Source organism: Leifsonia sp. NPDC077715 (assembly GCF_040686855.1).
Classification (GTDB): Bacteria; Actinomycetota; Actinomycetes; order Actinomycetales; family Microbacteriaceae; genus Leifsonia.
Map to the genome: position 1 here is coordinate 243695 of NZ_JBFBOG010000001.1, position 21604 is coordinate 265298.

The 21604-nt window shown below is 69.8% G+C and carries 24 protein-coding genes; 15 read left to right on the forward strand and 9 right to left on the reverse strand.

What is annotated here, in order from left to right; translation table 11 throughout:
* Window positions 1-48 precede the first annotated feature (48 nt).
* The 4 genes from AB0P25_RS01150 to AB0P25_RS01165 all read left to right on the forward strand — a co-directional run bounded on the left by AB0P25_RS01150 (window position 49) and on the right by AB0P25_RS01165 (window position 5245).
* Window positions 49-1545, forward strand: coding sequence for a CoA-acylating methylmalonate-semialdehyde dehydrogenase (locus AB0P25_RS01150; protein ID WP_363804904.1), 1497 nt, complete (start codon window positions 49-51; stop codon window positions 1543-1545).
* Window positions 1546-1564: 19 nt separating this feature from the next.
* On the forward strand, window positions 1565-2983 hold the full coding sequence (locus AB0P25_RS01155) for an aspartate aminotransferase family protein (RefSeq protein ID WP_363804905.1): 1419 nt from the start codon (window positions 1565-1567) through the stop codon (window positions 2981-2983).
* A 124-nt stretch (window positions 2984-3107) separates the two neighbouring features.
* Window positions 3108-4274 (forward strand): NYN domain-containing protein, encoded by a 1167-nt coding sequence (locus tag AB0P25_RS01160; RefSeq protein ID WP_363804906.1) that lies wholly within the window; start codon window positions 3108-3110, stop codon window positions 4272-4274.
* A gap of 35 nt (window positions 4275-4309) precedes the next feature.
* Window positions 4310-5245 (forward strand): NADP-dependent oxidoreductase, encoded by a 936-nt coding sequence (locus tag AB0P25_RS01165; RefSeq protein WP_363804908.1) that lies wholly within the window; start codon window positions 4310-4312, stop codon window positions 5243-5245.
* A 3-nt stretch (window positions 5246-5248) separates the two neighbouring features.
* On the opposite strand, the gene AB0P25_RS01170 is transcribed toward AB0P25_RS01165, so the two are convergent.
* Complete coding sequence (locus tag AB0P25_RS01170; protein ID WP_363804909.1) at window positions 5249-5578, reverse strand: hypothetical protein; 330 nt, start codon at window positions 5576-5578, stop codon at window positions 5249-5251.
* Window position 5579: 1 nt separating this feature from the next.
* Complete coding sequence (locus AB0P25_RS01175) at window positions 5580-5957, reverse strand: hypothetical protein (protein WP_363804910.1); 378 nt, start codon at window positions 5955-5957, stop codon at window positions 5580-5582.
* 84 nt (window positions 5958-6041) lie between these two features.
* Between AB0P25_RS01175 and AB0P25_RS01180 the strand changes: the two genes are divergently transcribed.
* From AB0P25_RS01180 to AB0P25_RS01195, 4 genes are all read left to right on the forward strand, one after another.
* Window positions 6042-6287 (forward strand): hypothetical protein, encoded by a 246-nt coding sequence (locus tag AB0P25_RS01180; protein ID WP_064109446.1) that lies wholly within the window; start codon window positions 6042-6044, stop codon window positions 6285-6287.
* 10 nt (window positions 6288-6297) lie between these two features.
* Window positions 6298-7698: an MFS transporter gene (locus AB0P25_RS01185; RefSeq protein ID WP_363804911.1), complete on the forward strand. Its 1401-nt coding sequence runs from the start codon at window positions 6298-6300 to the stop codon at window positions 7696-7698.
* Window positions 7699-7746: 48 nt separating this feature from the next.
* On the forward strand, window positions 7747-8439 hold the full coding sequence (locus AB0P25_RS01190) for an MgtC/SapB family protein (protein ID WP_363804913.1): 693 nt from the start codon (window positions 7747-7749) through the stop codon (window positions 8437-8439).
* A gap of 322 nt (window positions 8440-8761) precedes the next feature.
* The gene (locus tag AB0P25_RS01195; RefSeq protein WP_363804914.1) at window positions 8762-9418 is read left to right on the forward strand and encodes an alpha/beta family hydrolase; all 657 of its coding nucleotides are present in this window, start codon (window positions 8762-8764) and stop codon (window positions 9416-9418) included.
* Here AB0P25_RS01195 and AB0P25_RS01200 read toward each other — a convergent pair.
* Window positions 9402-9863: a phage tail protein gene (locus AB0P25_RS01200; RefSeq protein WP_363804915.1), complete on the reverse strand. Its 462-nt coding sequence runs from the start codon at window positions 9861-9863 to the stop codon at window positions 9402-9404. The genes AB0P25_RS01195 and AB0P25_RS01200 overlap by 17 nt on opposite strands.
* A gap of 44 nt (window positions 9864-9907) precedes the next feature.
* Here AB0P25_RS01200 and AB0P25_RS01205 point away from each other — a divergent pair, with 44 nt between their 5' ends.
* Window positions 9908-10447, forward strand: coding sequence for a DapH/DapD/GlmU-related protein (locus tag AB0P25_RS01205; protein ID WP_363804916.1), 540 nt, complete (start codon window positions 9908-9910; stop codon window positions 10445-10447).
* A 56-nt stretch (window positions 10448-10503) separates the two neighbouring features.
* Here AB0P25_RS01205 and AB0P25_RS01210 read toward each other — a convergent pair whose 3' ends face one another.
* The 3 genes from AB0P25_RS01210 to AB0P25_RS01220 all read right to left on the reverse strand — a co-directional run bounded on the left by AB0P25_RS01210 (window position 10504) and on the right by AB0P25_RS01220 (window position 13604).
* Window positions 10504-11274, reverse strand: a complete 771-nt coding sequence (locus AB0P25_RS01210) for a hypothetical protein (RefSeq protein WP_363804917.1) — start codon at window positions 11272-11274, stop codon at window positions 10504-10506.
* A 1342-nt stretch (window positions 11275-12616) separates the two neighbouring features.
* Window positions 12617-13459 (reverse strand): CHAP domain-containing protein, encoded by an 843-nt coding sequence (locus AB0P25_RS01215; protein WP_363804918.1) that lies wholly within the window; start codon window positions 13457-13459, stop codon window positions 12617-12619.
* A complete protein-coding gene (locus AB0P25_RS01220; RefSeq protein ID WP_363804919.1) occupies window positions 13452-13604 on the reverse strand; it encodes a hypothetical protein in 153 nt (50 codons plus the stop codon). Before AB0P25_RS01220 ends, AB0P25_RS01215 begins: the two co-directional genes overlap by 8 nt.
* A gap of 118 nt (window positions 13605-13722) precedes the next feature.
* Between AB0P25_RS01220 and AB0P25_RS01225 the strand changes: the two genes are divergently transcribed.
* From AB0P25_RS01225 to AB0P25_RS01240, 4 genes are all read left to right on the forward strand, one after another.
* Entirely contained in the window at window positions 13723-14082 is a 360-nt protein-coding gene (locus AB0P25_RS01225; protein ID WP_363804920.1) for a hypothetical protein, read from the forward strand.
* Window positions 14083-14141: 59 nt separating this feature from the next.
* Window positions 14142-14984: a hypothetical protein gene (locus tag AB0P25_RS01230; RefSeq protein ID WP_363804921.1), complete on the forward strand. Its 843-nt coding sequence runs from the start codon at window positions 14142-14144 to the stop codon at window positions 14982-14984.
* 129 nt (window positions 14985-15113) lie between these two features.
* Window positions 15114-15536, forward strand: a complete 423-nt coding sequence (locus AB0P25_RS01235) for a hypothetical protein (RefSeq protein WP_363804923.1) — start codon at window positions 15114-15116, stop codon at window positions 15534-15536.
* Between the two features lie 261 nt (window positions 15537-15797).
* The gene (locus AB0P25_RS01240) at window positions 15798-16169 is read left to right on the forward strand and encodes a hypothetical protein (RefSeq protein WP_363804924.1); all 372 of its coding nucleotides are present in this window, start codon (window positions 15798-15800) and stop codon (window positions 16167-16169) included.
* Between the two features lie 76 nt (window positions 16170-16245).
* On the opposite strand, the gene ychF is transcribed toward AB0P25_RS01240, so the two are convergent.
* Together ychF and AB0P25_RS01250 are read right to left on the reverse strand one after the other, a co-directional pair.
* Window positions 16246-17319, reverse strand: a complete 1074-nt coding sequence (gene ychF / locus AB0P25_RS01245) for a redox-regulated ATPase YchF (RefSeq protein WP_363804926.1) — start codon at window positions 17317-17319, stop codon at window positions 16246-16248.
* A gap of 43 nt (window positions 17320-17362) precedes the next feature.
* Window positions 17363-18109 (reverse strand): class I SAM-dependent methyltransferase, encoded by a 747-nt coding sequence (locus AB0P25_RS01250; protein ID WP_363804927.1) that lies wholly within the window; start codon window positions 18107-18109, stop codon window positions 17363-17365.
* Between the two features lie 195 nt (window positions 18110-18304).
* Here AB0P25_RS01250 and AB0P25_RS01255 point away from each other — a divergent pair, with 195 nt between their 5' ends.
* Window positions 18305-18886: an exonuclease domain-containing protein gene (locus AB0P25_RS01255; protein WP_363804929.1), complete on the forward strand. Its 582-nt coding sequence runs from the start codon at window positions 18305-18307 to the stop codon at window positions 18884-18886.
* Window positions 18887-19009: 123 nt separating this feature from the next.
* Window positions 19010-20443, forward strand: a complete 1434-nt coding sequence (locus AB0P25_RS01260) for a DNA recombination protein RmuC (RefSeq protein ID WP_363804931.1) — start codon at window positions 19010-19012, stop codon at window positions 20441-20443.
* 75 nt (window positions 20444-20518) lie between these two features.
* On the opposite strand, the gene glpX is transcribed toward AB0P25_RS01260, so the two are convergent.
* Complete coding sequence (gene glpX, locus AB0P25_RS01265; protein ID WP_363804932.1) at window positions 20519-21520, reverse strand: class II fructose-bisphosphatase; 1002 nt, start codon at window positions 21518-21520, stop codon at window positions 20519-20521.
* Window positions 21521-21604 lie beyond the last annotated feature (84 nt).

A 21604-nucleotide genomic window follows, 5' to 3' on the forward strand; every position in this document is an offset into this window, starting at 1 on the left:
TGTCATCCCCGGGCAGAACGTCCGGGACGATCCACCTGGAGGACCCCCGTGGCCCTGATCCGACACTTCATCGCAGGCGCCGACGCCCCCGCCGACGGCAGCCGCCCCGACCGCACCGGTCCCGTGTACAACCCGGCCACCGGCGAGCGCCAGCACGACGTCGCGCTGGCCGACACCGCCCAGACCGAGGCCGCGATCGCCGCGGCGAAGGCCGCGTTCCCGGCCTGGCGCGCCACCAGCCTGACCAAGCGCGCGGACGTGATGTTCCGTCTCCGCCACCTCCTCACCGAGCGCCGCGACGAGCTCGCCGCGATCGTGACCAGCGAGCACGGAAAGGTGCTCTCCGACGCCGCCGGCGAGATCGGCCGCGGGCTGGAGAACGTGGAGTTCGCCTCCGGCCTCATCGACAAGCTCAAGGGCGAGTACAGCGAGCAGGTCTCGACCGGCATCGACGTGCACAGCGTCAAGCAGCCCGTCGGTGTCGTCGGCTGCATCACGCCGTTCAACTTCCCGGTCATGGTGCCGCTGTGGATGGTCGCGAGCGCGATCGCGTGCGGCAACACCGTGGTCCTCAAGCCCAGCGAGAAGGACCCCAGCGCCTCGGTCTACCTGGCCAAGCTGTTCCGCGAGGCGGGGCTCCCCGACGGAGTGCTCAACGTCGTGCACGGCGACAAGGAGGCGGTGGATGCGATCCTCGACTCCCCCGACGTCGCCGCGGTGAGCTTCGTCGGCTCCACACCGATCGCCCGCTCGATCTACCAGCGCGCAAGCGCCAACGGCAAGCGCGTGCAGGCCCTCGGCGGTGCCAAGAACCACATGGTCGTGCTGGAGGACGCGGACATCGACGCCGCGGCCGACGCCGCGGTCTCGGCCGCGTACGGCTCCGCGGGCGAGCGCTGCATGGCGGTCAGCGTGGTCGTCGCGGTCGGCGAGGTGGGCGACCGGCTGGTGCCGGCCATCCACTCCCGTCTGGACGCGCTGAAGATCGGCGCTGGGACCGACGCCGCCAGCGAGATGGGGCCGCTGATCACGGGCGAGCACCGCGACAAGGTCGCCTCCTACGTCACCGGCGCCGCGGCCGAGGGCGCGACGGTCGTCGCCGACGGCACGCAGCGCGACTTCGACGGCGACGGCTTCTTCGTCGGCGTCAGCCTGCTCGACCACGTGAAGCCCGGGATGAAGGCGTACGACGACGAGATCTTCGGCCCGGTGCTGAGCGTGGTCCGCGTCGACACCTACGAGGAGGCTGTGGAGCTGATCAACGCCAACCCGTACGGCAACGGCGTCGCCCTGTTCACCCGCGACGGCGGCGCGGCGCGCCGCTTCGAGTTCGAGGTGGAGGTGGGCATGGTCGGCATCAACGTGCCCATCCCCGTCCCGGTCGGCGCATACTCGTTCGGAGGCTGGAAGAACTCGCTGTTCGGCGACTCGCACATCTACGGGCCGGAGTCGTTCCACTTCTACACGCGCAGCAAGGTCGTCACCACGCGCTGGCCCGACCCGGTGCACTCGCGCATCGAGCTCGCGTTCCCCGGCAACTCCTGATCGAAGGCGACGAAGGCACATGACCGACACCATCTCCACCACCGCCGCCACCCGCACCGGCTACACCGACCGGCACGGGATCGAGCATCCCTTCGGCGACGCCGCGGCCGAGCAGCAGGTGCGCAAAGACGACCGCGGGCACGTGTTCCACTCGTGGAGCGCGCAGGCGAAGATCGACCCGCTGCCGATCGCCGCGGGTGAGGGATCGACCTTCTGGGACTACGAGGGCAACGCGTACCTCGACTTCAGCTCCCAGCTGGTCAACCTGAACCTCGGGCACCAGCATCCGGACCTCGTCGCGGCCATCCAGCAGCAGGCGGGTCGCCTCGCGACCGTGCAGCCGTCGATGGCGAACGACGTGCGCGGCGAGCTCGCCCGCCGGATCGCCGAGGTCGCGCCCGGAACGCTGAACAAGGTGTTCTTCACCAACGGCGGCGCCGACGCCAACGAGTACGCGGTCCGTCTCGCCCGCCGGACGACGGGTCGCCGCAAGGTGCTCTCGATGTACCGCTCCTATCACGGCGGCACCGCGACCGCGATCTCGCTCACGGGCGACCCGCGCCGCTGGGCGAACGAGCCGAGCGACGGATCCGTCGCCCACTTCTTCGGCCCGTATCCCTACCGGTCGGCGTTCCACTCGACGACGCCGGAGGAGGAGACGCAGCGCGCGCTGGAGCACCTGGAGAACGTCATCGTGCTGGAGGGCGCGACGACCGTCGCGGCGATCATCATCGAGACGATCGTCGGCACGAACGGCGTGCTGGTCCCGCCGCCCGGCTACCTCGCCGGTGTGCGCGAGCTGTGCGACAAGTACGGGATCGTCTACATCGCCGACGAGGTCATGGTCGGCTTCGGCCGGGTCGGCGAGTGGTTCGCGGTGGACGCGTTCGACGTCGTTCCTGACCTCATCACCTTCGCGAAGGGCGTCAACTCGGGGTACGTGCCGCTCGGCGGCGTCGTCATCTCGGACGCGATCGCGTCGTTCTTCGACGACGTGGCGTTCCAGGGCGGCCTGACCTACTCCGGTCACCCGCTCGCGTGCGCCGCCGGGGTCGCGACCTTCGAGGTGTTCGAGCGCGACGGCATCCTGGAGCGCGTGCGCGACCTCGGCTCGCGGGTCGTGGAGCCGGAGATCACCTCCTGGCTGGAGAAGCACCCGTCGCTCGGCGAGGTGCGCGGCCGCGGCCTGTTCTGGGCCCTGGAGCTGGTGCGCGACCGCGAGACGCACGAGCCGCTGGTGCCGTTCAACGCGGCCGGTGCGGACGCTGCGCCGATGGCCGAGGTCGCCGCCGCGTGCAAGGCGGCCGGGGTGTGGCCGTTCACGCACTTCAACCGCGTGCACATCGCCCCGCCGCTGGTGATCTCCGAGGACGACCTGCGTCGTGGCCTCGCCGCCATCGACCAGGCGCTCACCGTCGCCGACGGCTACGCGCGCTGACCCGCCTCGCCCCGCACCGCCCGTCGTCGAGTCCGCAAAGAGTGCACGCGACACGCCGTACAAGCATGCACTCTTTGCGTACTCGACGGTGGGGCGGAGATGTCGAGGCGGCTAAGTTGGAGGGGTGACTGAACCTGGGGATGGCCGCGTCGCGGTCTACATCGACTTCGACAACATCATCATCTCGCGGTACGACCAGGTGCACGGCCGGGGCAGCTACATGCGCGACCGGCCCAAGTCGAGCACGACCCAGCCGAAGGCGTCGTTCGCGGAGAAGCTGGCGGAGGCGCGCGTCGACCTCGGCGCCGTCATCGACTTCGCATCGTCCTTCGGGACGCTCGTGCTCACCCGTGCGTACGCCGACTGGTCGTCGGCGGTCAACGCCGAGTACCGGGGCCAGCTGGTCGGCCGGGCGGTCGACCTCGTGCAGCTCTTCCCCGCCGCCGCCTACGCGAAGAACGGCGCCGACATCCGGCTCGCGGTCGACGCGGTCGAGGATCTGTTCCGACTTCCCGAACTGACCCACGTCGTCATCGTGGCGGGCGACTCGGACTACGTCCCTCTCGCGCAGCGGGTGAAGCGCCTGAACCGCTACGTGATCGGGATCGGCGTCGCCGGCTCCACCGCGAAGTCGCTCGCCGCCGCCTGCGACGAGTTCGTGAGCTACGACGATCTGCCGGGCATCGCGCGCGACGAGGCCGCGGATGCGACCGCGACCGACGAGCCGGAGGCGGACGAGCCAGAGGCGGAGCAGGCGGCCGCACCCGCGCCCGCCGCATCCTCGCGCCGCAAGGGATCCCGAAGCGCGGCCTCCGATCCCGCGGCGGACGCTGTCCCTGCGGAGACCGCAACAGGCGACGGCGGCGGTGAGTCGGCCGAGCCCGCCGAGACCGTCGCCGAGCCCGAGGCCGAGCCCGACCGCGGCCGCAAGCGCGGCGGCCGCCGTCGCGCCGCTGCCACCGAGGAGGAGGACGCCGCCGCCGACGAGCCGCAGGAGGACCCGCAGGTCGTCGCCACGCGCCTCCTCGCCCGCGCCCTCCAGCTCGGCCACGAGAAGGACGACTCCCCGTGGCTGCACAGCTCGGCGGTGAAGGGCCAGATGAAGCGGATGGACCCGTCTTTCAGCGAGAAGGCGCTCGGCTTTCGCTCCTTCAGCGACTTCATCAAGTCGCGCAGCGACCTCGTCGAGCTCGACGACAGCTCGACCGCCCAGATGCTCCGGCTCGCACCCTCGCGCCCCCGCCGCGCCCGACACAGCGGCCGGGCGACGGACGCGGTCTCGGCGTCGTAAGCCCGCACTCAGCCAACAGGACTTGACTGCCGACCATGGCGAAGCAATGGAGAGCGACACAGTTCGGCGCACCGGAGACGTGGGAGTTCGCGGAGGTCGATACCCCCGCACCGAAGCAGGGCGAGGTCACCATCCGGGTGACCGCTGCCGGCGTCAACCCGGCCGACTACAAGCACGTGTCGGCGCCGCGTCCGGGCCTCACGCTGCCCGTACCGATTGGCTATGAGGCCGCCGGCACGATCGCGGCGATCGGACCGGACACCGAGATCGCGTCCGGAGGCGGCACGGTCGGGGACGCTGTGGTCGCCTTCCGCATCCAGGGCGGGTACGCCACCGAGGTCACAGTGCCGGCGAAGGACGTCTTCGCCAAGCCGCCGCGCCTCGCGGACGAGGAGGCCGCCAACCTGCTGCTGGTCGGCACGACTGCGGCCCAGATGCTCCACGTCACCGACGTCCGGGCGAGCGAGACCATCCTCGTGCACGGCGCCTCCGGGGCGGTCGGGGTGAGCATCCTGCAGCAGGCCGCCGAGCTCGGCGCGCGGGTCATCGGCACGGCGAGCGAGTCGAGCTTCGCCCGCGTCCGGCGCTTCGGCGGGCTGCCGGTCGCCTACGGCCCCGGCCTGGCCGAGCGCGTCACCGAGGCGGCGCAAGGTCCGGTCGCTGCGGCGCTCGACACCGTCGGGACCTCCGAGGCGATCGACGTCTCGCTCCAGCTGGTCCCCGACCGCACCCGCATCGTCACCATCGTGGATGCGCAGCGCGCCGAACGGGAGGGCATCCACGCAGTCTTCGGCGCTCAGCCGGAGAGCCAGGCGTTCCGTGACGCCGCACGTCCGCGGCTGCTGGAGCTGGCCGGCAGCGGACGCCTGCAGGTCCCGGTCGCGCGCACCTACCCGCTGGCGGAGGCGCCGGAGGCCCTGGCGTTCCTGAAGGAGGGCCACCCGGGCGGCAAGCTCGCGCTGATCCCCTAGGCCCTAGGTCGTCGGCCGCGCCTGCCGCGCCTCGGCTTCGGCCTCCGACACGATCACCATGCCGCCGGTGCGCTGACTCGACTGCATCAGCGCCTCCATCCACCGCTCGTTGAGCTTGGGGGGCACGGTTTCCGAGAACACGAACGCGAGCGGGATCTCGTGGCTGATCCAGATGCTGATCCGGCCTCCGCCGAGGTCGTGCGGGATCTGCCAGTTCAGCAGGAAGCTCTCGTGTCGTCTCAGCTTGGTGACCAGCGCGATCTTGACGTGGGACAGCGTGCGGTCGTCGAATTCGTACTCCTGAGCGGCGTAGCCATAGATCAGGCGGCCCATCTCATGCCCCCTCGTGCGGCTTCCCCGACTTCGACTTGCTGGCGCGGTAAGTGCCCTCGGGCACCTCCTCGCGGATCTCCGCCCGCAGCTCGTCCTCGAGCCACAGGCCGGAGTTGGAGTTGGCGCGTTCGCTGAGGAGGGAGATCCATTCGCGGTTCAGCTCCGGCAGATCGGGCCGGATGAAGACGAACTGGATCGAGATGGACGGGTCGATCCAGATGGAGCGCAGCACACCGACGGGGTCCGCCGTCCGGTCGGTCCAGATCAGCAGGAAGCCTTCGCGGCGGCGCAGCTTCGCCTGCACGACCGCCTGCAGGTGGGCGAGCACGCGATCGTCGAACGTGAACCCGTCCGCACCGTCGTAGATCAGGGTTCCCACTGCTCTCCTTCCGCTGACAACACTTTCCCGAAACAGCCGCGCGCCGTCAATAGACGTACGCCCGAGCAGCCGTAAAGTCCGGTCATGGACGCTCTCACGCGAACCATCAAAGCGGCCCTCCTCTACGAGGACGGCCGGACCCTCGACAGCGTCGTGGTCGTGCCCCTCATCGGCGGTTGCCCGCCCGGGGAGATCCGCGTCGCGACCACGTTCGCCGGCGCCCTCGTCTACGACGTCTACGAACTGGCGGACGAGGAGGAGTACTCCTCCATGCCGGCCTACCCCTACCGCTCCACCATCCCGGTCACCACAGAAGATCTCGACGAGTAGCGTGGAGGGGGTGACCCCCTCCACCGATCCCGCGCGCCCACGGACCGGTGCGGCGGTCACAGCACTGAGCCTCGGGACGCTGCTCAACCCGCTCAACTCGTCGATGATCGCGGTCGCCCTGGTGTCGCTTCAGCGCGACTTCCATGTGGATGTGACCACCGTCACGTGGGTCATCACGTCCTTCTACCTGGCCTCGGCGGCCGGACAGCCGCTGATGGGCCGGCTCGCCGACCGGTTCGGACCGCGTCGGCTGTTCCTGTTCGGGATGGTCGTGGTCGCGCTCGCCTGCGCCCTCACCCCGTTCTCGGGGTCGTTCCTCGCGGTCTGTCTCGGCCGGGTCGCGCTGGCGATCGGCACCGCGACAGCGTTCCCGTCGGCGATCGCCATGCTGCGGCCGCTGTCCGCGAGCTCCGGAGTGGCGACCCCCCGCCTGCTGGGCCGCATCCAGATCGCCAACACCTCGGGGGCTGCGATCGGGCCGGTGCTCGGCGGCGCGCTGGTGACCTTCCTCGGCTGGCAGGCGATCTTCTGGATCAACGTCCCGCTCGCCGTGCTCACCTTCGTCGGCGTGTGGCTCTTCGCACCGAGGGATGCGGAGCGCGAGCGCGTGCCGCTCAGCCGCACCCTCGCCGAGTCGGACATCCCGGGGATCCTGCTGTTCATCGCGACGCTGACGTCGCTGCTCGTCTTCCTGCTCGACCTCCACCCGGTGCCGTTGTGGTGGCTGCTGCCCGTGACCGTGATCGCGGGCGGCCTGTTCGCGTGGCGGGAGCTGCGCACAGCGCACCCCTTCCTCGATCTGCGCCTGCTCGCCGCGAATCGGCGGCTGCTGATGATCTACCTGTCGTTCGCCATCTTCAACGTCGTCTACTACTCGGCGTTCTTCGGGCTGCCGCAGTACCTGCAGACCCACGGCGGCTACACCGCGGGCGTCGCCGGCCTGCTGATGTTCCCGCTGGCGGCCGTCACCATCGTCGTCACCCCGCTGGCCGCCCGGTCGATCGGCTCTGTGGGGCTGCGCCCGACCCTGTTGGCCGGCGCGTGTGCACTGGTCGTCGGCGCCGCGCTGCTCGCCGTCGCCGCCGCCACCACCGCGCCGTGGGTGGTGCTGCTGCTGACCGCCGCCCTCGGCATCCCCTACTGCGTGGTCAGCCTGTCGATGAACCAGGCGCTGTATTCGGCGGCGCGGCCCGAGGACAGCGGCGTCGCGGCGGGTATCTTCCAGACCTCCCGCTACGTGGGAGCGATCGTGGCGACGACCGTGCTCGGCCTGCTGTTCAGCGGAGGGACGACCGGGTCCAGCTGGCTGACGGCGGTGGCGGTCGCGACTGGGCTGGCGATCGTGCACCTCGCACTGTTGGCGTTCGTGCGGCCGCGGCGCGGTCCGGCGGCGGCGGAGGCCACGGCCTGACCGAACCCCGCATTCCCACGCCCCAGCGCACCCTCCTAGACTCCGGCCATGACGCTCGGGCTGGGCGGGGCCGAACTGCTGACGCAGCTGCTGCTGCTGGTGCTCGCCTTCGTGCTCAGCGCCGTCATCGGCGTCGAGCGGGAGATCCGGCTGAAGAGCGCGGGACTGCGCACGCACATCCTGGTGGGGGTGGGATCGGCGCTGTTCACCCTCGTGTCGGCGTACGGCTTCACCGCGCTCGGGCTGCCGCCGACGGACCCGTCGCGGATCGCGGCGCAGGTGGTGACCGGCATCGGCTTCGTCGGCGCGGGCGTCATCTTCGTCAACCGCGGCAATGTGGTCGGGCTGACGACCGCCGCGTCCATCTGGGTCACCGCGGCGGTCGGGATGGCGTGCGCCGCCGGGTTGCCGGTGCTCGCGATCGCCGGGACGCTGCTCCTCCTCGTCGCGGTCAGCACGCTTCCGGCGGCGGAACGTCTCCTGCGCCGGGCCGCGGGCAGCGTCCTCACGGTGCAGGCGGCGGATGCCGGCGACGTCCTCACCCGCGTGCTCGATGCGTGCGCAGCGTCGAAGGCGCATACCGTCGTCGACGACGTGCAGCGGACGCCGGGACCGGAGACGGGCGTGCTCGAAGTGCACGTGCGCGTGCGCGCCGGCGCCGCGGAGACGCAGCGGCTCGTGGCCCGGCTCGCCGGACTGGACGGCATCACGACCGTCCGCGTCGACCGCATCGGCGAGTGAGCCCGGGCGGGCTCAGGCGACCAGCGTCGCGCTGCCCGGCGGAACGGGACGCCGTGCCGACGCGTTCCGGCACAGCGGGTTCGTGCACCCGACCGGCACCGTCACCGTCACCCATGACCCCCGCGACGTCGGCACCAGCCGACGCTCTGCGGAGATCGGAGCCCCGCACTCCTTGCACACGCGTACGTCCGCGACCATACGATCAACCCCATCCAACCCCGTGGCGCCCGCTTCGCCACCTCCATGGTCCGCCCGCGGAGCCCCCGAAGCAAGAGCGGCCGGACGGGTCGCTGCATGATGCACGACCCGCTAGCGTCGGAGCATGCAGCTGGACGTCCCCACCGCCCTCGGACCCGGCAGGCTGACCGTGGCCGCCGCGACGGATCCGGCCGCAGTGCTGTGGCTCGGCCACGGAGCCGGCGGCGGTATCGACGCGGTCGACCTGGCGGTGCTGGCCGCGCGCCTGCCCGACCGCGGGATCACCGTGGTGAGGTACGAGCAGCCGTGGCGTGTGGCGGGCAAACGCGTGGCCGCCCGGCCCGCGGCGCTGGACGCGGCGTGGCTGGAGACCGCTCCGCGGGTCCGCGAGATCGCGGGCGACCTGCCGCTCGTCGTCGGCGGCCGCAGCGCCGGGGCTCGCGTCGCCTGCCGCACCGCCGCGGCCGTGGACGCGGCCGCCGTCGTGTGCCTCGCGTTCCCCCTGCATCCACCGGGGAGCCCCGAGAAGTCGCGGCTCACGGAACTGCTGGAGCCGACCGTCCCGGTTCTCGTCCTGCAGGGCGGCCGCGACACGTTCGGGACGGCGGCGGACGTGGTCGCCGCGATCGGCCCGCGCGACGGCATCCGGGTGGTCGAGGTGCCCGGAGCCGATCACGGCATGAAGGTGCTCGCGGCCTCCGAGCTTGGCGCGGCCGGTGTCCGCGACCTCATCGCGGACACGGTGACCGGGTTCGTCCTCGGACTCAGTACTCGCCCTTGACGACGAAGTAGGAGCCGCGGATGGTCCCCGCGAGCTTCGACCGCTGCCGCGCGAACTTGAACGCGGCCAGCTCCTCGGGGACTTCCATCCCGTCGGACAGCTTGAACCCGACCGCGCGCTTGCCGCCGTCCTCGATGGTCCAGAGCAGGTTGACGGACAGCCCGGACTCGTAGAACACGTACGTCCAGTCCACGCCGTCGACCTCGAACCGCGTCGCCTCCAGCGCCGGGGACGCGATGACGATGTCCCGCTCGTCCTTCAGCACACGCGCGACCCGGGCGACGGCGTCGGCCTCCTCCTCAGCGGTGCCGACCGTGAACTCGTGGTCGTACTTGTTGCGGAAGTACCGCGCCTCGTTCGCCCGCAGTCCCGCGAGCGCTTCGGCCACCGGAGAGCTCTCCAGGCCGGTGGTGGACACGGTCACGAAGTCGACGACGTACGGCATGGCACTCAACCTAGCGTGACGGGGGCCCGTGCGAGGATCGTGGGATGTCGGACCTGCTCATGCGCATCCACTCCCCCGAGTTCCAGGCCATGTCGGAGCGCGTGCTGGAGGTGACGGCCCTGACCTCTCGCCTGAACGTGCTGCCGTTCGACGATGAGGCCGGCAAGGCGGACCTGTTCGCGCGGATCCTCGGGCGCCCCCTGCCTCCGCGCGTGACGATCTACCCGCCGTTCTTCACCGACCACGGGCTGCGGCTGGAGCTCGCCGAGCGGGTCTTCATCAACCAGAACTGCACGTTCCTCGACTACGCGGGCATCACCCTGGCCGAGCGGGTCATGGTGGCGCCGCGGGTCACGTTCATCACCGTCGGCCACCCGGTCGACACGGACGATCGCCGGGTGTGGCTCACCGGCGGTCCGATCACGGTCGAGGAGAACGTGTGGATCGGCGCAGGCGCGACCATCCTGCCCGGCGTCACGATCGGGCGGGATGCGGTCGTCGCGGCGGGAGCGGTCGTGGCGGACGACGTGCCGCCGCGCACGCTGGTGGCGGGGCCGAAGGCGGACGTGCTGCGGTCCTGGTGACCTCCGCGCACCAGCGTGGGGCGCGATCTCGCCGAGCACCGCTTCTGCGGCGTGTTCTAGGTTTCCGTTTGAGAGTTTGTCATATGTGGACCGATGTAGCCCACGTAGACCTTCCCGGAGCGCGATGTGTCGTCGAAGTAGTACAGACGGGGATCTTGGCGGCTGATACGAGCCAACTTGAAGTGCTCAAGCATACTTACGGCACCGCGCGGATCCACGGCCTCGGGGGCCGGAAGAATCCGCTCATCGCCGTAGCGTTCCTTGGTGAATTTTGTCTCCGTCGCGGCGTGCCTGTTTACAGGAAAGCTTCGATAGCCGACCGGCTGATCTTCCAAGAACTTGTGGACATTCCCGTCCGCGTCGCCGTTGCGCTTGGCTTTGACATAGTCGCACAGCGTCGTCAACGCTTCCCACGCGCGTTGTAGCGCCTTGCCCTCGGTGTCGATGGATTGCAGACCTGCAGTTATTCCTGGTTCGCCCGTGAAAACAACTCCGTGGATCTCCAGCTCCGGCATCCTTTCCAACAACTCGGCAAAGTCAATCGGCTCGGGTCCAAACGTTGGCGTCTCCTCGGCTTCCGCGACGGTGCCACCGAAGGCGATGTCCGGACGTCCAAGTTCGACTAACGATTTGGTGAGATAACTGATTCGCCTGGTTTGATCGTCGATGGTTTTCTCCGCGGCCTCGAGATCTTCGATCGCATCGAGGCGATCCAGCTTGGCAAGTTCGGCCTCATCGATGAGCGCATCGTTGCGTTGTTGCAATCGGCTCAACTGCTCAGAGACTTCACGGAAGGCAACAGGGTCGATTCTTTCGGCGGTAGCCATGTCCACAAGCTCTGTGAGGCTTGACTCCGTCAGGTCTGGGAGACCCAACGTCTCCTGAATCCGTATCAGATCCGCCAGGAGGCGTCTCGTCTCCAGGCGCGCAGTCTGCAGGTCCGACGGTTCCGGCTTTTGTGACGTCCGGACGCTTACCTGAGGCCTTTCGGGCCTTACCGGGACCGCCGACGACGTAACGGCGGCGGTACCGATCCGCTCGAATCGGCGCGACCAATTCACGAGCTCCGGAGGCGTGGGACGCGCCGAGACTACCTCGCGTGCGACGAGCCCCAGCAAGTGTGTGATCTGCCTGTCAGTATTACGTCCGAGCCTTTCAGTGCCCAAAATCCGATTGGCACGGGCACCGGCCGAGGTAGCAAAATTCAGGCCGGGCAAGTAAGTCCGGAGTGTCCAGGGCGGCGTGGACCACCGACTGCCCACAAGATCGCTGAGCAAATCGGTCGCTCCCGGATCGAGAACAACTACCTGCCCTAGCCCAACCGTTTCCCGAGCCCAGCCCGCAAGTCGGCGGACGAAGGCGTCGAATGGCAATCGATCATCTGTGCCTGCGACAAAGACCGGTCCCCGCCGTTCCGGCGACTCGAGTAATTCCAATAGTTCCGGAACACCCAGAACGCCCACGTGCTTGGGCGATGGACTCAGAAGGTCACCGTCCGCCAATGGCAACGCCTCAAGCAAATAGCCAGCCAACTTTGGGCGATTAACCCACCCGCCGCCGCTCCTGAATATATCTAGGGACAGCCAGCTGCGACCTCGTTCGTCCTCCACTGCGGTGAGTGTGGTTGAGAACTGGCCGCCCGAGTTCTCCTCGTCCATCACGAATCGCATCGCGGTCTGGTGATTAGCCTGATGATGCCTAATCTCCAGGCGGTTACCCTTCGGGCCTCGCACAACCCCGTCGGAAGCGAGATCAACACTCAGGTCGAACTTGGGTTGCAACCATCGAGCAGCTTCTTCGACGACGATGGCCTGCCACCCGCTGCCGGCGTCAACGGTCCAAAACGCGCGATATCCTTGCGCACGAATCGAATCGTTCGCCGCGCGGTGTTCTTGCCCAGTGTCCAAAATGCCCCCTCGCACTCGAAGCAACAATACCCATCACGTGCGACATCCTCGCCAGTCGCACGCTCACGGCCGACGACGTGCTAATGCGCTGGGCAGCTTGCGACTCCCGCCATCCCTTGCGACCACGAATACCTCGGACTTGGTCATCGACGCGAAGAATTTCGATAAAGACGGGAGCTACGCAGATGCTCTGAGGACCTTGAGCATGGGGAATCGTTCATTCGACGGAGGCTGCCATCATGGTGACCGCCGCCGCCCGCGGTCACGACGGGGTCGCCAGCTGGTTCGTGAACGACGAGTCCCGCCCCAGGGCGAAGTCGATCAGCTTCGCGAACCGCTCCGGGTCGATCGCATTGGCCTTCGCCTGCTCCACGGTGTCCGCCGTCTGGAAGTACAGCTCGTTCCAGTGCCGGGCCTGCGTCTCGCCGCCGTCCGCATCCACGTTGGCGTAGAGGACGTTGTTGGCGGTGCGATCCCAGAAGATGCAGATGAAGTGGGGCAGTCCTGCCGGCGGGTCGGGGCAGTAGTAGAGCCGGCCGCGTCCCTCCCGCCGGATCGCGCTGGTGCGCGCGGAGGTCGCGCTCGCCGTCGCGGCGATCGCCCGCGAGACGGCGTCGTTGACGATGCGGTTGAGGTCGTCGAGTGAGGCCATGTCGAACTCATCTCCTTGCAGGTAGGGCGGCCGGATGTAGCTGAGGATGTACCCGGCCGAGCGGGTGCGGTCGCGCAGGTCGTCGCCGGGGTTGGAGTTGGTGCCGCGGGAGGTCACGACGGACCCGCCCGGCGAGACGGCCACGACGATCTCGGTGTGGTCGGGGTCGCCGTCGCCGTCCCAGTCGAAGGCCAGCACGTCCCCGGGTCGCACGCCCGCCGAGCCGTCGTGCCAGACCCCGCGGTCGCGTCCCCAGTTCTGGATCTGCGACACGTACGTGTAGAAGGGGTTGCCGAACGAGTTCAGCCCGAACAGGTAGTAGCTGACGCAGGCGGCGCAGTCGTCGTAGGCGCTGTTGCCGCTCGGCCACCACGGGTTGGGCCAGGTGACCCCGAACGAGGCGCCCATCGCATTCAGGACCTCGTCCGGCGACCGGTTCAGGAGCTCAGGCATCGCGGGGCACCTCCTCGCCGTAGCTGGAGCTGATCGCCGGTGGCGCGGCCGGCTTGTCCGCGTTCAGCGGCGGCGGCAGGCCGAGGTCGTCGGGTGGGAGGCCGTCGCCGGTCTCGCCGCTGTCGTCCCGATCCTCGTCCGTCATGCCGTCCCCCGTCCCCCGTCCCCGGTCCCCGGTCCCCGGTGCATCGTGGGCGCACGCGAATGGTACGACTGCGGACACCGTGCGCACGAGAGACCATCGGGTCGCTAGGCTGCCGCCTATGAGCACCACCGTCTACACATCCGCCTTCATCTTCGACGCGAAGGACCGCGACGACGAGTTCCACCGCCTCAACGATGAGATCGCGGTTCGAGCCCGCGCCATCCCCGGTTTCCTCGGGGAGGAGGCCTGGGAGAACCCGGAGACGGGCCTCCATTCGGAGGTCTACTACTGGAGCAGCCTCGACGCGCTGCACCAGTTGATCGGCATGGACACGCACCGCGAGGCGAAGCGCCTCTACGAGCGGTGGATCGGGCCGTATCGGGTCGTGATCGGGCAGGTCCTCAGCGAATACGGGCAGGCGGGGCTGGGGCTCGAACACGTTCCGGCCGGCGACCTCGCTTCCCCCAGCACCCCCTGAGGATCGGTCATCCGCCCCGTGTGCCGCGGGGTGAGGCGTGCTTGGATGAGCGGGTGAGCATGCCGTTCGACAGGCTGAGCGGGGCGTGGCCGGACTCCGACCCCGAGTCGTTGCTGCGCGAGCTCATCGACAGCGTCGCGCGTGCGCTCCCGGCCGATGTCGCATCCACGGCGCTCACGGTCGAGTTCACACGGTCGCTCGCCGACCGGCTGGCGCAGCGGCCCGGCACGATCACCCGGATACGGCTCGCGGGTCCCACCGAAGCGCTGGCGCTCAGCTGGAAGGCGGGTCCCCGGTGGACGCCGACCGTCGAGCAGCTGTACGGGTCGGTCGTGCTGTCCGACCTCACCATCACCCTCAGCCGGTGGCTGACCGCTTTCGCCCGGCTGGTGGCCGCGCTGGCGGTGCAGGCCGCCGAGGACTCCGCGGATTCGGAGCGCGCCCTCCAGACGCTGGGGATCCTGCCGCCGGGTTCGGAGATCCACGTCGACGACGCCACCCTCGCGCAGGACCTGCGCACCCTCGCCGCGCGCATCCGCCGCCGGGTGCCGGACGAAGCCGTGGCGTCCGTCGAGCGGATCGGCGAACTGCTCGCCGACACCCTGCCGCGCGTGGCCGGGTCGGGTGAGCCGGAGGTGATGCTGCGCGTGGCGGCGACGCTGTACCTCCCCGACACCCTCCGGGCGTACCTCGCGCTGCCGCCCGAATGGGCGACCGAGCACGTGCTGGCCAGCGGTCTCACCCCGGCCCAGACGCTGACCATGCAGCTGGACGCGCTCGAGTCGGCGGCACGGACCATGCGGGATGCGGCGATCGAGCGGGATGCCGCGGCGCTGCTGGTCAGCGGGCGCTTCCTCGCGGACCGGTTCGCGGGGCCGCGGCGGGAGCTGGATCTGGGGTGATGTCGGCCGTGGCGTCGCACCCTCGCTACCCTCGCGTTGGGGGAATCGCCGGACCGCGCCTCCGGCTAGCGTGATCTCATGCCGGGGGGATCAGCACGCGCGCGGAATGCGGCCGCGGTGGGAGCCGCCATGGCCCTTCTGGCCGCTTCGCTCACGGGATGCACCGGGATACCCAGCCCCTATGAATACGACCTGGTCGATGCTGCGGCCGAACAACTCGGCGTGACCCATGCCGGCGTGACGCTCATCGAGCAGCATCGCGGACAGATGAAACGGTTGAGCGGCGAAGGCCCCACGGTCGAGTTCAGGATCGCGACCGAGGACTCGACGGCGGCAGCTCGCACCATCGTGGATCGAGCGAAACGAATCGGGTGGGACGGTCAGCTGGATCAGAATCAGTTCCTCAGAGGTTTCGCCACCATCTCGACGGACGGATACTTCTTGCAGCTGTACGTCACTTCGTGGACGGCGAATGGGCCGGTCCCGGGTGCGGAGGACAAGACCCGGACGTCGAACCGGTCCGGGATCGACGTCCTGATCACCCAGTCCTGACCGCCGCCGTTCACCGCCGGATCGGCCTCCGTAGCGCCGTGCCGCGGGAGTGGGCCTCGGAGCTATGCTTCCCGCGTCCATCAAGATGACCTCCGCCTTGACGAAGCCCTTCTCGAAGTCGGTGATGCGGCGATCGAGCGGGATGCCGCGGCGCTGCCGGTCAGCGGGCGGTTCCTGGCGGACCGGCTCGCGGGGCCGCGGCGGGAGCTGGATCTGGGGTGGGCGGGCGTGCGGGCCCGCCGAGCCGATACGCTCACAGGCGTGATCATCGCAGCTGTCATCGTCATCATCCTCGGACTGCTCGCCGCCTTCCAGATCGCCCTCGCGCTCGGCGCCCCCTGGGGCCGTCTGGCGTGGGGCGGCGCCGACCGCGTGCTCCCCGCGGGCCGACGGGTCGCGAGCCTGGTGGCTGTCCTGCTCTACGCCGCCTTCGCCGTGATCGTCCTCGCCGCAGCGGGGCTGATCGACCTTCCTCCGCTGCTCGTCGAGATCGGCATCTGGGTGGTGTTCGCGGTCTTCGTCCTCGGCATCCTCGCCAACGCCGCATCGAAGAGCCGACGCGAACGCGCGCTGATGACGCCGCTGAACGCGGTGCTCGCCGCGCTGACGCTTCTGGTCGCGCTGGGGGCGTGACGCAGAGGCCCGAACAGACGCAGGTCAAAGACCACGGCGCGTCAGCGACCAGAACTCCTCAGCGCTGAACGCCCACCTACACGTTGAACCGGAACTCGACCACGTCCCCGTCCTGCATGACGTAGTCCTTGCCCTCCATGCGCGCCTTGCCGCGGGAGCGGGCCTCGGCGATGCTTCCCGCGTCCATCAGGTCCTCGAAGGAGATGACCTCCGCCTTGATGAACCCCTTCTCGAAGTCGGTGTGGATGACGCCCGCCGCCTGGGGGGCCTTCGCGCCCTTGGGGATGGTCCAGGCGCGCGACTCCTTCGGGCCGGCGGTGAGGTAGGTCTGCAGCCCGAGGGTGTCGAACCCGATGCGGGCGAGCTGGTCGAGTCCGGACTCGTCCTGGCCCGTGGAGGCGAGGAGTTCGGCGGCGTCGGCGGCATCCAGGTCGATGAGCTCGGACTCCAGCTTGGCGTCGAGGAAGACCGCCTGCGCGGGGGCGACCAGCGCGGCCAGCTCGGCGCGGCGGGACTCGTCCGTCAGGACGTCCTCGTCCACATTGAACACGTAGATGAAGGGCTTCGCGGTGAGCAGACCCAGCTCGCGCACCGGCTCGAGGTCGATCGAGGAGGTCGAGAGCGGCTTGCCGGAGTTCAGGTACTCGCTCGCTGCGCGGGCGGTCTCGAGGACGATCGGCTCGAGCTTGCGGCCCTTGACCTCCTTCTCGTACCGCTGCTCCGCCTTCTCGAGGGTCTGCAGGTCGGCGAGGATGAGCTCGGTGTTGATGGTCTCCATGTCGCCGGCGGGGTCGGTCTTACCCGCCACGTGCACGACATCCGCGTCGCTGAAACCCCGCACGACCTGGGCGATCGCGTCGGCCTCGCGGATGTTCGCGAGGAACTTGTTGCCCAGACCCTCGCCCTCGCTCGCGCCCTTCACGATCCCGGCGATGTCGACGAACGACACCGGCGCGGGGACGGTGCGCTCGCTGTGGAACAGCTCCGCCAGGCGGTCGAGCCGCGGGTCGGGCAGGTTCACCACGCCGACGTTCGGCTCGATGGTCGCGAACGGGTAGTTCGCCGCCAGAGCGTCGTTCTTGGTCAGCGCGTTGAACAGGGTGGACTTGCCCACATTGGGCAGCCCGACGATTCCGATAGTGAGAGCCACGGTCGTCCATTCTACGGGGCCGGTCCGACCCGGCCGCCCGCGGTCAGCCGAGCCGGGTGGCGCGGTACGAGCGGGTCACGTACGGCAGCTCGAACGTGTCGCGCCCGGCGAGGTCGGGATGCTCGCGCATGAGCCGCCGCAGCGACTCGATGACGGCGGCCTGGGCGTCCGGGTCCTTGGTGATGAAGTAGCTGCGGGAGCGGGCGAGGTCGAGCAGGCCCTCGCGGTCGAGCGCCTGCACCCAGCGGGTCTCGTGCTTCTCCAGCGGGCCGAACGGTGGGGCGAGGACCGGGTCGGCCTCGTCGTCGAAGGCGGCGGAGCCCGCATCCATCAGCTCCCCCAGCTCGCGCACCCAGCCGATGCTCTCGTCGCGCTCGTTCCAGACGAGGCCGAGGCGTCCGCCGGGACGGAGCACGCGGGCGACCTCCGGGATGGCGCGCTCCGCATCCACCCAGTGCCAGGCCTGCGCAACGAGTACGACCCCGGCGGAGGCAGCGGGGAGCGGGAGGCGTTCGCCGGTGCCCTCGTGCGCCGGGACGTCGGGGAGGCGTTCGCGCAGGACGCGCAGCATCTCCGGCGACGGACCGACGGCGACGACGTCGCGGCCGCGTTCGACGAGTGCTGCCGTGAGCTTGCCGGTGCCCGCGCCGAGGTCGACGACGGGATCGTCCGTACCGTCCAGCAACCAGCTCACCGCGTCCGCCGGGTAGGACGGGCGTGCCGCGTCGTACACGTCGGCCGCCCGGTCGAAGGAGGCCGCGTGGAGGTCGCGCTGCTGACGGGATCGCATGCCTCCACGCTACGCGGGCCCGTCTCTCCGCGCCCGACTTATCTCGTGAGGTGCACGTAGCTGCGGCTCGGCACGGCGTGTCGAACGCAACGAGCTGCACTTCGACGGACGCGGCGCCCGGGGAGGGCGAGTGGATGCGCGCGGCGCGCGGGGCGCCTGACGGGCGGCGTCGGTGGGGCATGTCAGCATTCGAGCGTGACCCTGAACTTCACCGCCATCGACTTCGAGACCGCCAACTCCTCCCCCGCGTCGGCCTGCTCGGTCGGCCTGGTGAAGGTGCGGGACGGCAAGGTGGTCGACCGGGCGGGATGGTTCATCCGGCCGCCGCTGGGCCACGACCACTTCCAGGAGTGGAACATCCGCATCCATGGCATCCACCCCGAGCAGGTGGCCGACGCGGCGGGCTGGGTCGACCAGCTGGCAGACCTCGTGGAGTTCGCGGAGGACGACCACCTGGTCGCCCACAACGCCGGCTTCGACATGGGCGTGATCCGCGCGGCCTGCGCCGCGACCTTCGTCGCGTGCCCCGAGTACGCGTACCTCTGCAGCCTCCAGGTGGCCCGTCGGACGTACTCGCTGGAGTCCTACCGCCTGCCGGTCGCGGCCATGGCGGCCGGGTTCGAGGGCTTCAACCACCACGACGCGCTCGCGGACGCGGAGGCGTGCGCCGCCATCGTCATCCATGCGGCGAAGCGGCACGAGGCCGCGACGATCGCCGACCTCTCCGAGCTCACCGGCGCGCGCCTCGGCCGCATCGGCGTCCCCGTCGCCGCCTGACCGATCCGCCCCGCGCGATCGAGTGGTGACATGATGTCGCGACGCGCCTCGAATTCGCGCATCTGCTCACGACTCGCGGCCCCCGCGCGACCGAGTGTCGGAGGCCGCTGACAGACTGCAGGCATGGACATCCTCGCCCTGCTCCTCGGCCTCCTGGTCGGCCTCGTCGTCGGCGCTGTCGGCGCGGGCTTCGCCGTCGTGAAGCTCATGCGCGATCGTGCTGCCGCCGGTCAGCCCGGGGCCGCCGTCGACCCGGCCGTGGTCGCCGCCCAGCATCAGGCCGAGATCGCCGAGATCCGGGCGGCGGAGGCTGCGGTGCAGTCGGAGATCCGTGCCGCCGAAGCCGCGGTGCAGGCGGAGATCCGCGCGGACCTCGCCGCCGCTCACAGCCGGGTGGATGCGATGCAGGAGCAGTTGCGGGTCGCGCAGGAGCAGTACCGCGAGACCATCGAGCGGCACCGCGCCGAGGCCGAGGCGCGGGCCGAGCGCGAGCGCGCCGAGAGCAAGGTGCTGCAGGCGCTCGCGCCCGTGAAGGAGAGCCTGAGCGACATGCAGCGGAAGGTCATGGAGCTGGAGGCGCAGCGCAGCCAGCAGCACGGCCAGCTCACCCAGCAGCTGCGGTCGGCGGCCGAGTCCGAGGAGCGGTTGCGGAGCACCGCCGAGGCGCTGGCGTCCGCGCTGCGGTCCAACAGCACCCGCGGCGTGTGGGGCGAGACGCAGCTGCGGAGCGTGGTCGAGGCCGCGGGCCTGCTGGAGCGGGTCGACTTCGACGTGCAGTCCAGCATCCACTCGGAGTCGGGCGCGGGCCGGCCGGACATGATCGTGCGGCTGCCCGGAGGCAAGAGCATCGCACTCGACGCCAAAGTGCCGTTCAACGCGTACCTCGAGGCGAGCCAGATCCCGGCAACGGCGACCGGCACAGAGGCGGCTCAGCGCGAGGCGCTGCTCAAGCAGCACGTGAAGGCGGTCCGCGACCACATCACGGCGCTCGGCAGCAAGGCGTACTGGACCGGCCTGGAGTCGTCGCCCGAGCTCGTGATCGCGTTCATCCCGAGCGAGTCGCTGGTGTCGTCGGCGCTCGAGGCCGACCCGTCGATCATGGAGTTCGCGTTCGGCAAGCGGGTCGCGCTCGCGTCGCCCGTGACACTGTGGTCGGTGCTGAAGACCGTCGCGTTCAGCTGGCAGCAGGATGTGCTGACCCAGGAGGCGAAGCAGCTGTTCGACCTGAGCCGCACCCTCTACAGCCGTCTCGCGACGACGGCCGGCCACATCGAGAAGCTGGGCCGGTCTCTGGAGCGGACCGTCAAGGACTACAACGGCTTCGTCGGCTCGTTCGAGCGCCAGGTGTTCCCCGCCGCACGCAAGCTCAACGCGCTCGACGAGACGAAGGTCATCGGCGCCCTCGAAGGCATCGAGGAGGCGCCCCGCGAGCTCACCGCCTTCGAGCTGGTCAGCGAACTCGAGCCGCGCGACATGCACGGAATCGACAAGCTCGCCATCGAGGAGAAGGAGCGGGCGCGCGCCGACGACGACGCGCGCGAACCCGGGGTCGCCTAGCCGTCGCGCCGATTCGTGCCGAACGTGCGGAATGGCGCCGCCATAACGAACATTCGGCACGAATCTCGGCCGCTACTAGAGCTGGTCTGGCTCCAGCCACTTCTCGGCGAGGTGGTCCGCGATCACGCGGCGGACGGTGCCCGACTTCGAGCGGAGCACGATCGACTCGGTCCGGATGATCGGGCCCTTCCGCCGGACGCCCTCGACCAGGCCGCCGTCGGTCACGCCGGTCGCGACGAAGAACGTGTTGTCGCCCTGGACCAGGTCGTCGACGCTGAGGATGGTGTCCATCTTCAGCCCCGCGGCGATCCCCCGGGCCCGCTCCTCGTCGTCGCCGGGCGCGAGCATCCCCTGCATGAAGCCGCCGAGCGCCTTGACCGCCGCCGCCGTGATGACGCCCTCCGGGCTGCCGCCGACACCGACGCACATGTCGATGCGCGACTCGTAGCGGGCCGCGTTGATGCCGCCTGCGACGTCCCCGTCGAGCAGCAGCCGCGTCCCCGCGCCCGCCGCGCGGATCTCCTCGATCAGCCCCTCGTGCCGCGGCCGGTCGAGCACCGCCACCCGGATCTCGTTCACCGGCTTGCCCAGCGCCTTCGCCAGCGCGCGGATGTTGTCCCCGATCGACTGCGACAGGTCCACGACGCCGTGACCGGCCGGACCGGTCACGATCTTGTTCATCCGGAACACGCTCGACGCGTCCAGCATCGACCCGCGGTCCGAGACCGCGATCACCGACAGCGCGTTCTGGCGCCCGGCGGCCGTCAGCGAGGTGCCGTCGATCGGGTCCACGGCGATGTCCACCGCCGGTCCGCGGCCGTTCCCGACGTGCTCGCCGTTGAAGAGCATGGGGGCGTTGTCCTTCTCGCCCTCGCCGATCACGATGACGCCGTCGAAATTGACGGTCCCCAGGAACTTGCGCATCGCATCCACAGCCGCACCGTCCGCCGCGTTCTTGTCACCGCGCCCGATCCACGGCGTCGCCCGGATCGCCGCCGCCTCGGTCGCCCGCACCAACTCCATGGCCAGGTTCCGGTCGGGGTGCGTGAAGTGCGGGGCGCTGTCGGTGCTGGTCATGATGGGTCCTCCCGGACGGATTCGTAGAAGAGACGACGCCGGTACAGGAACGCCGTCGTCGTCGTCCGGCGCCCGCGGGGCGGT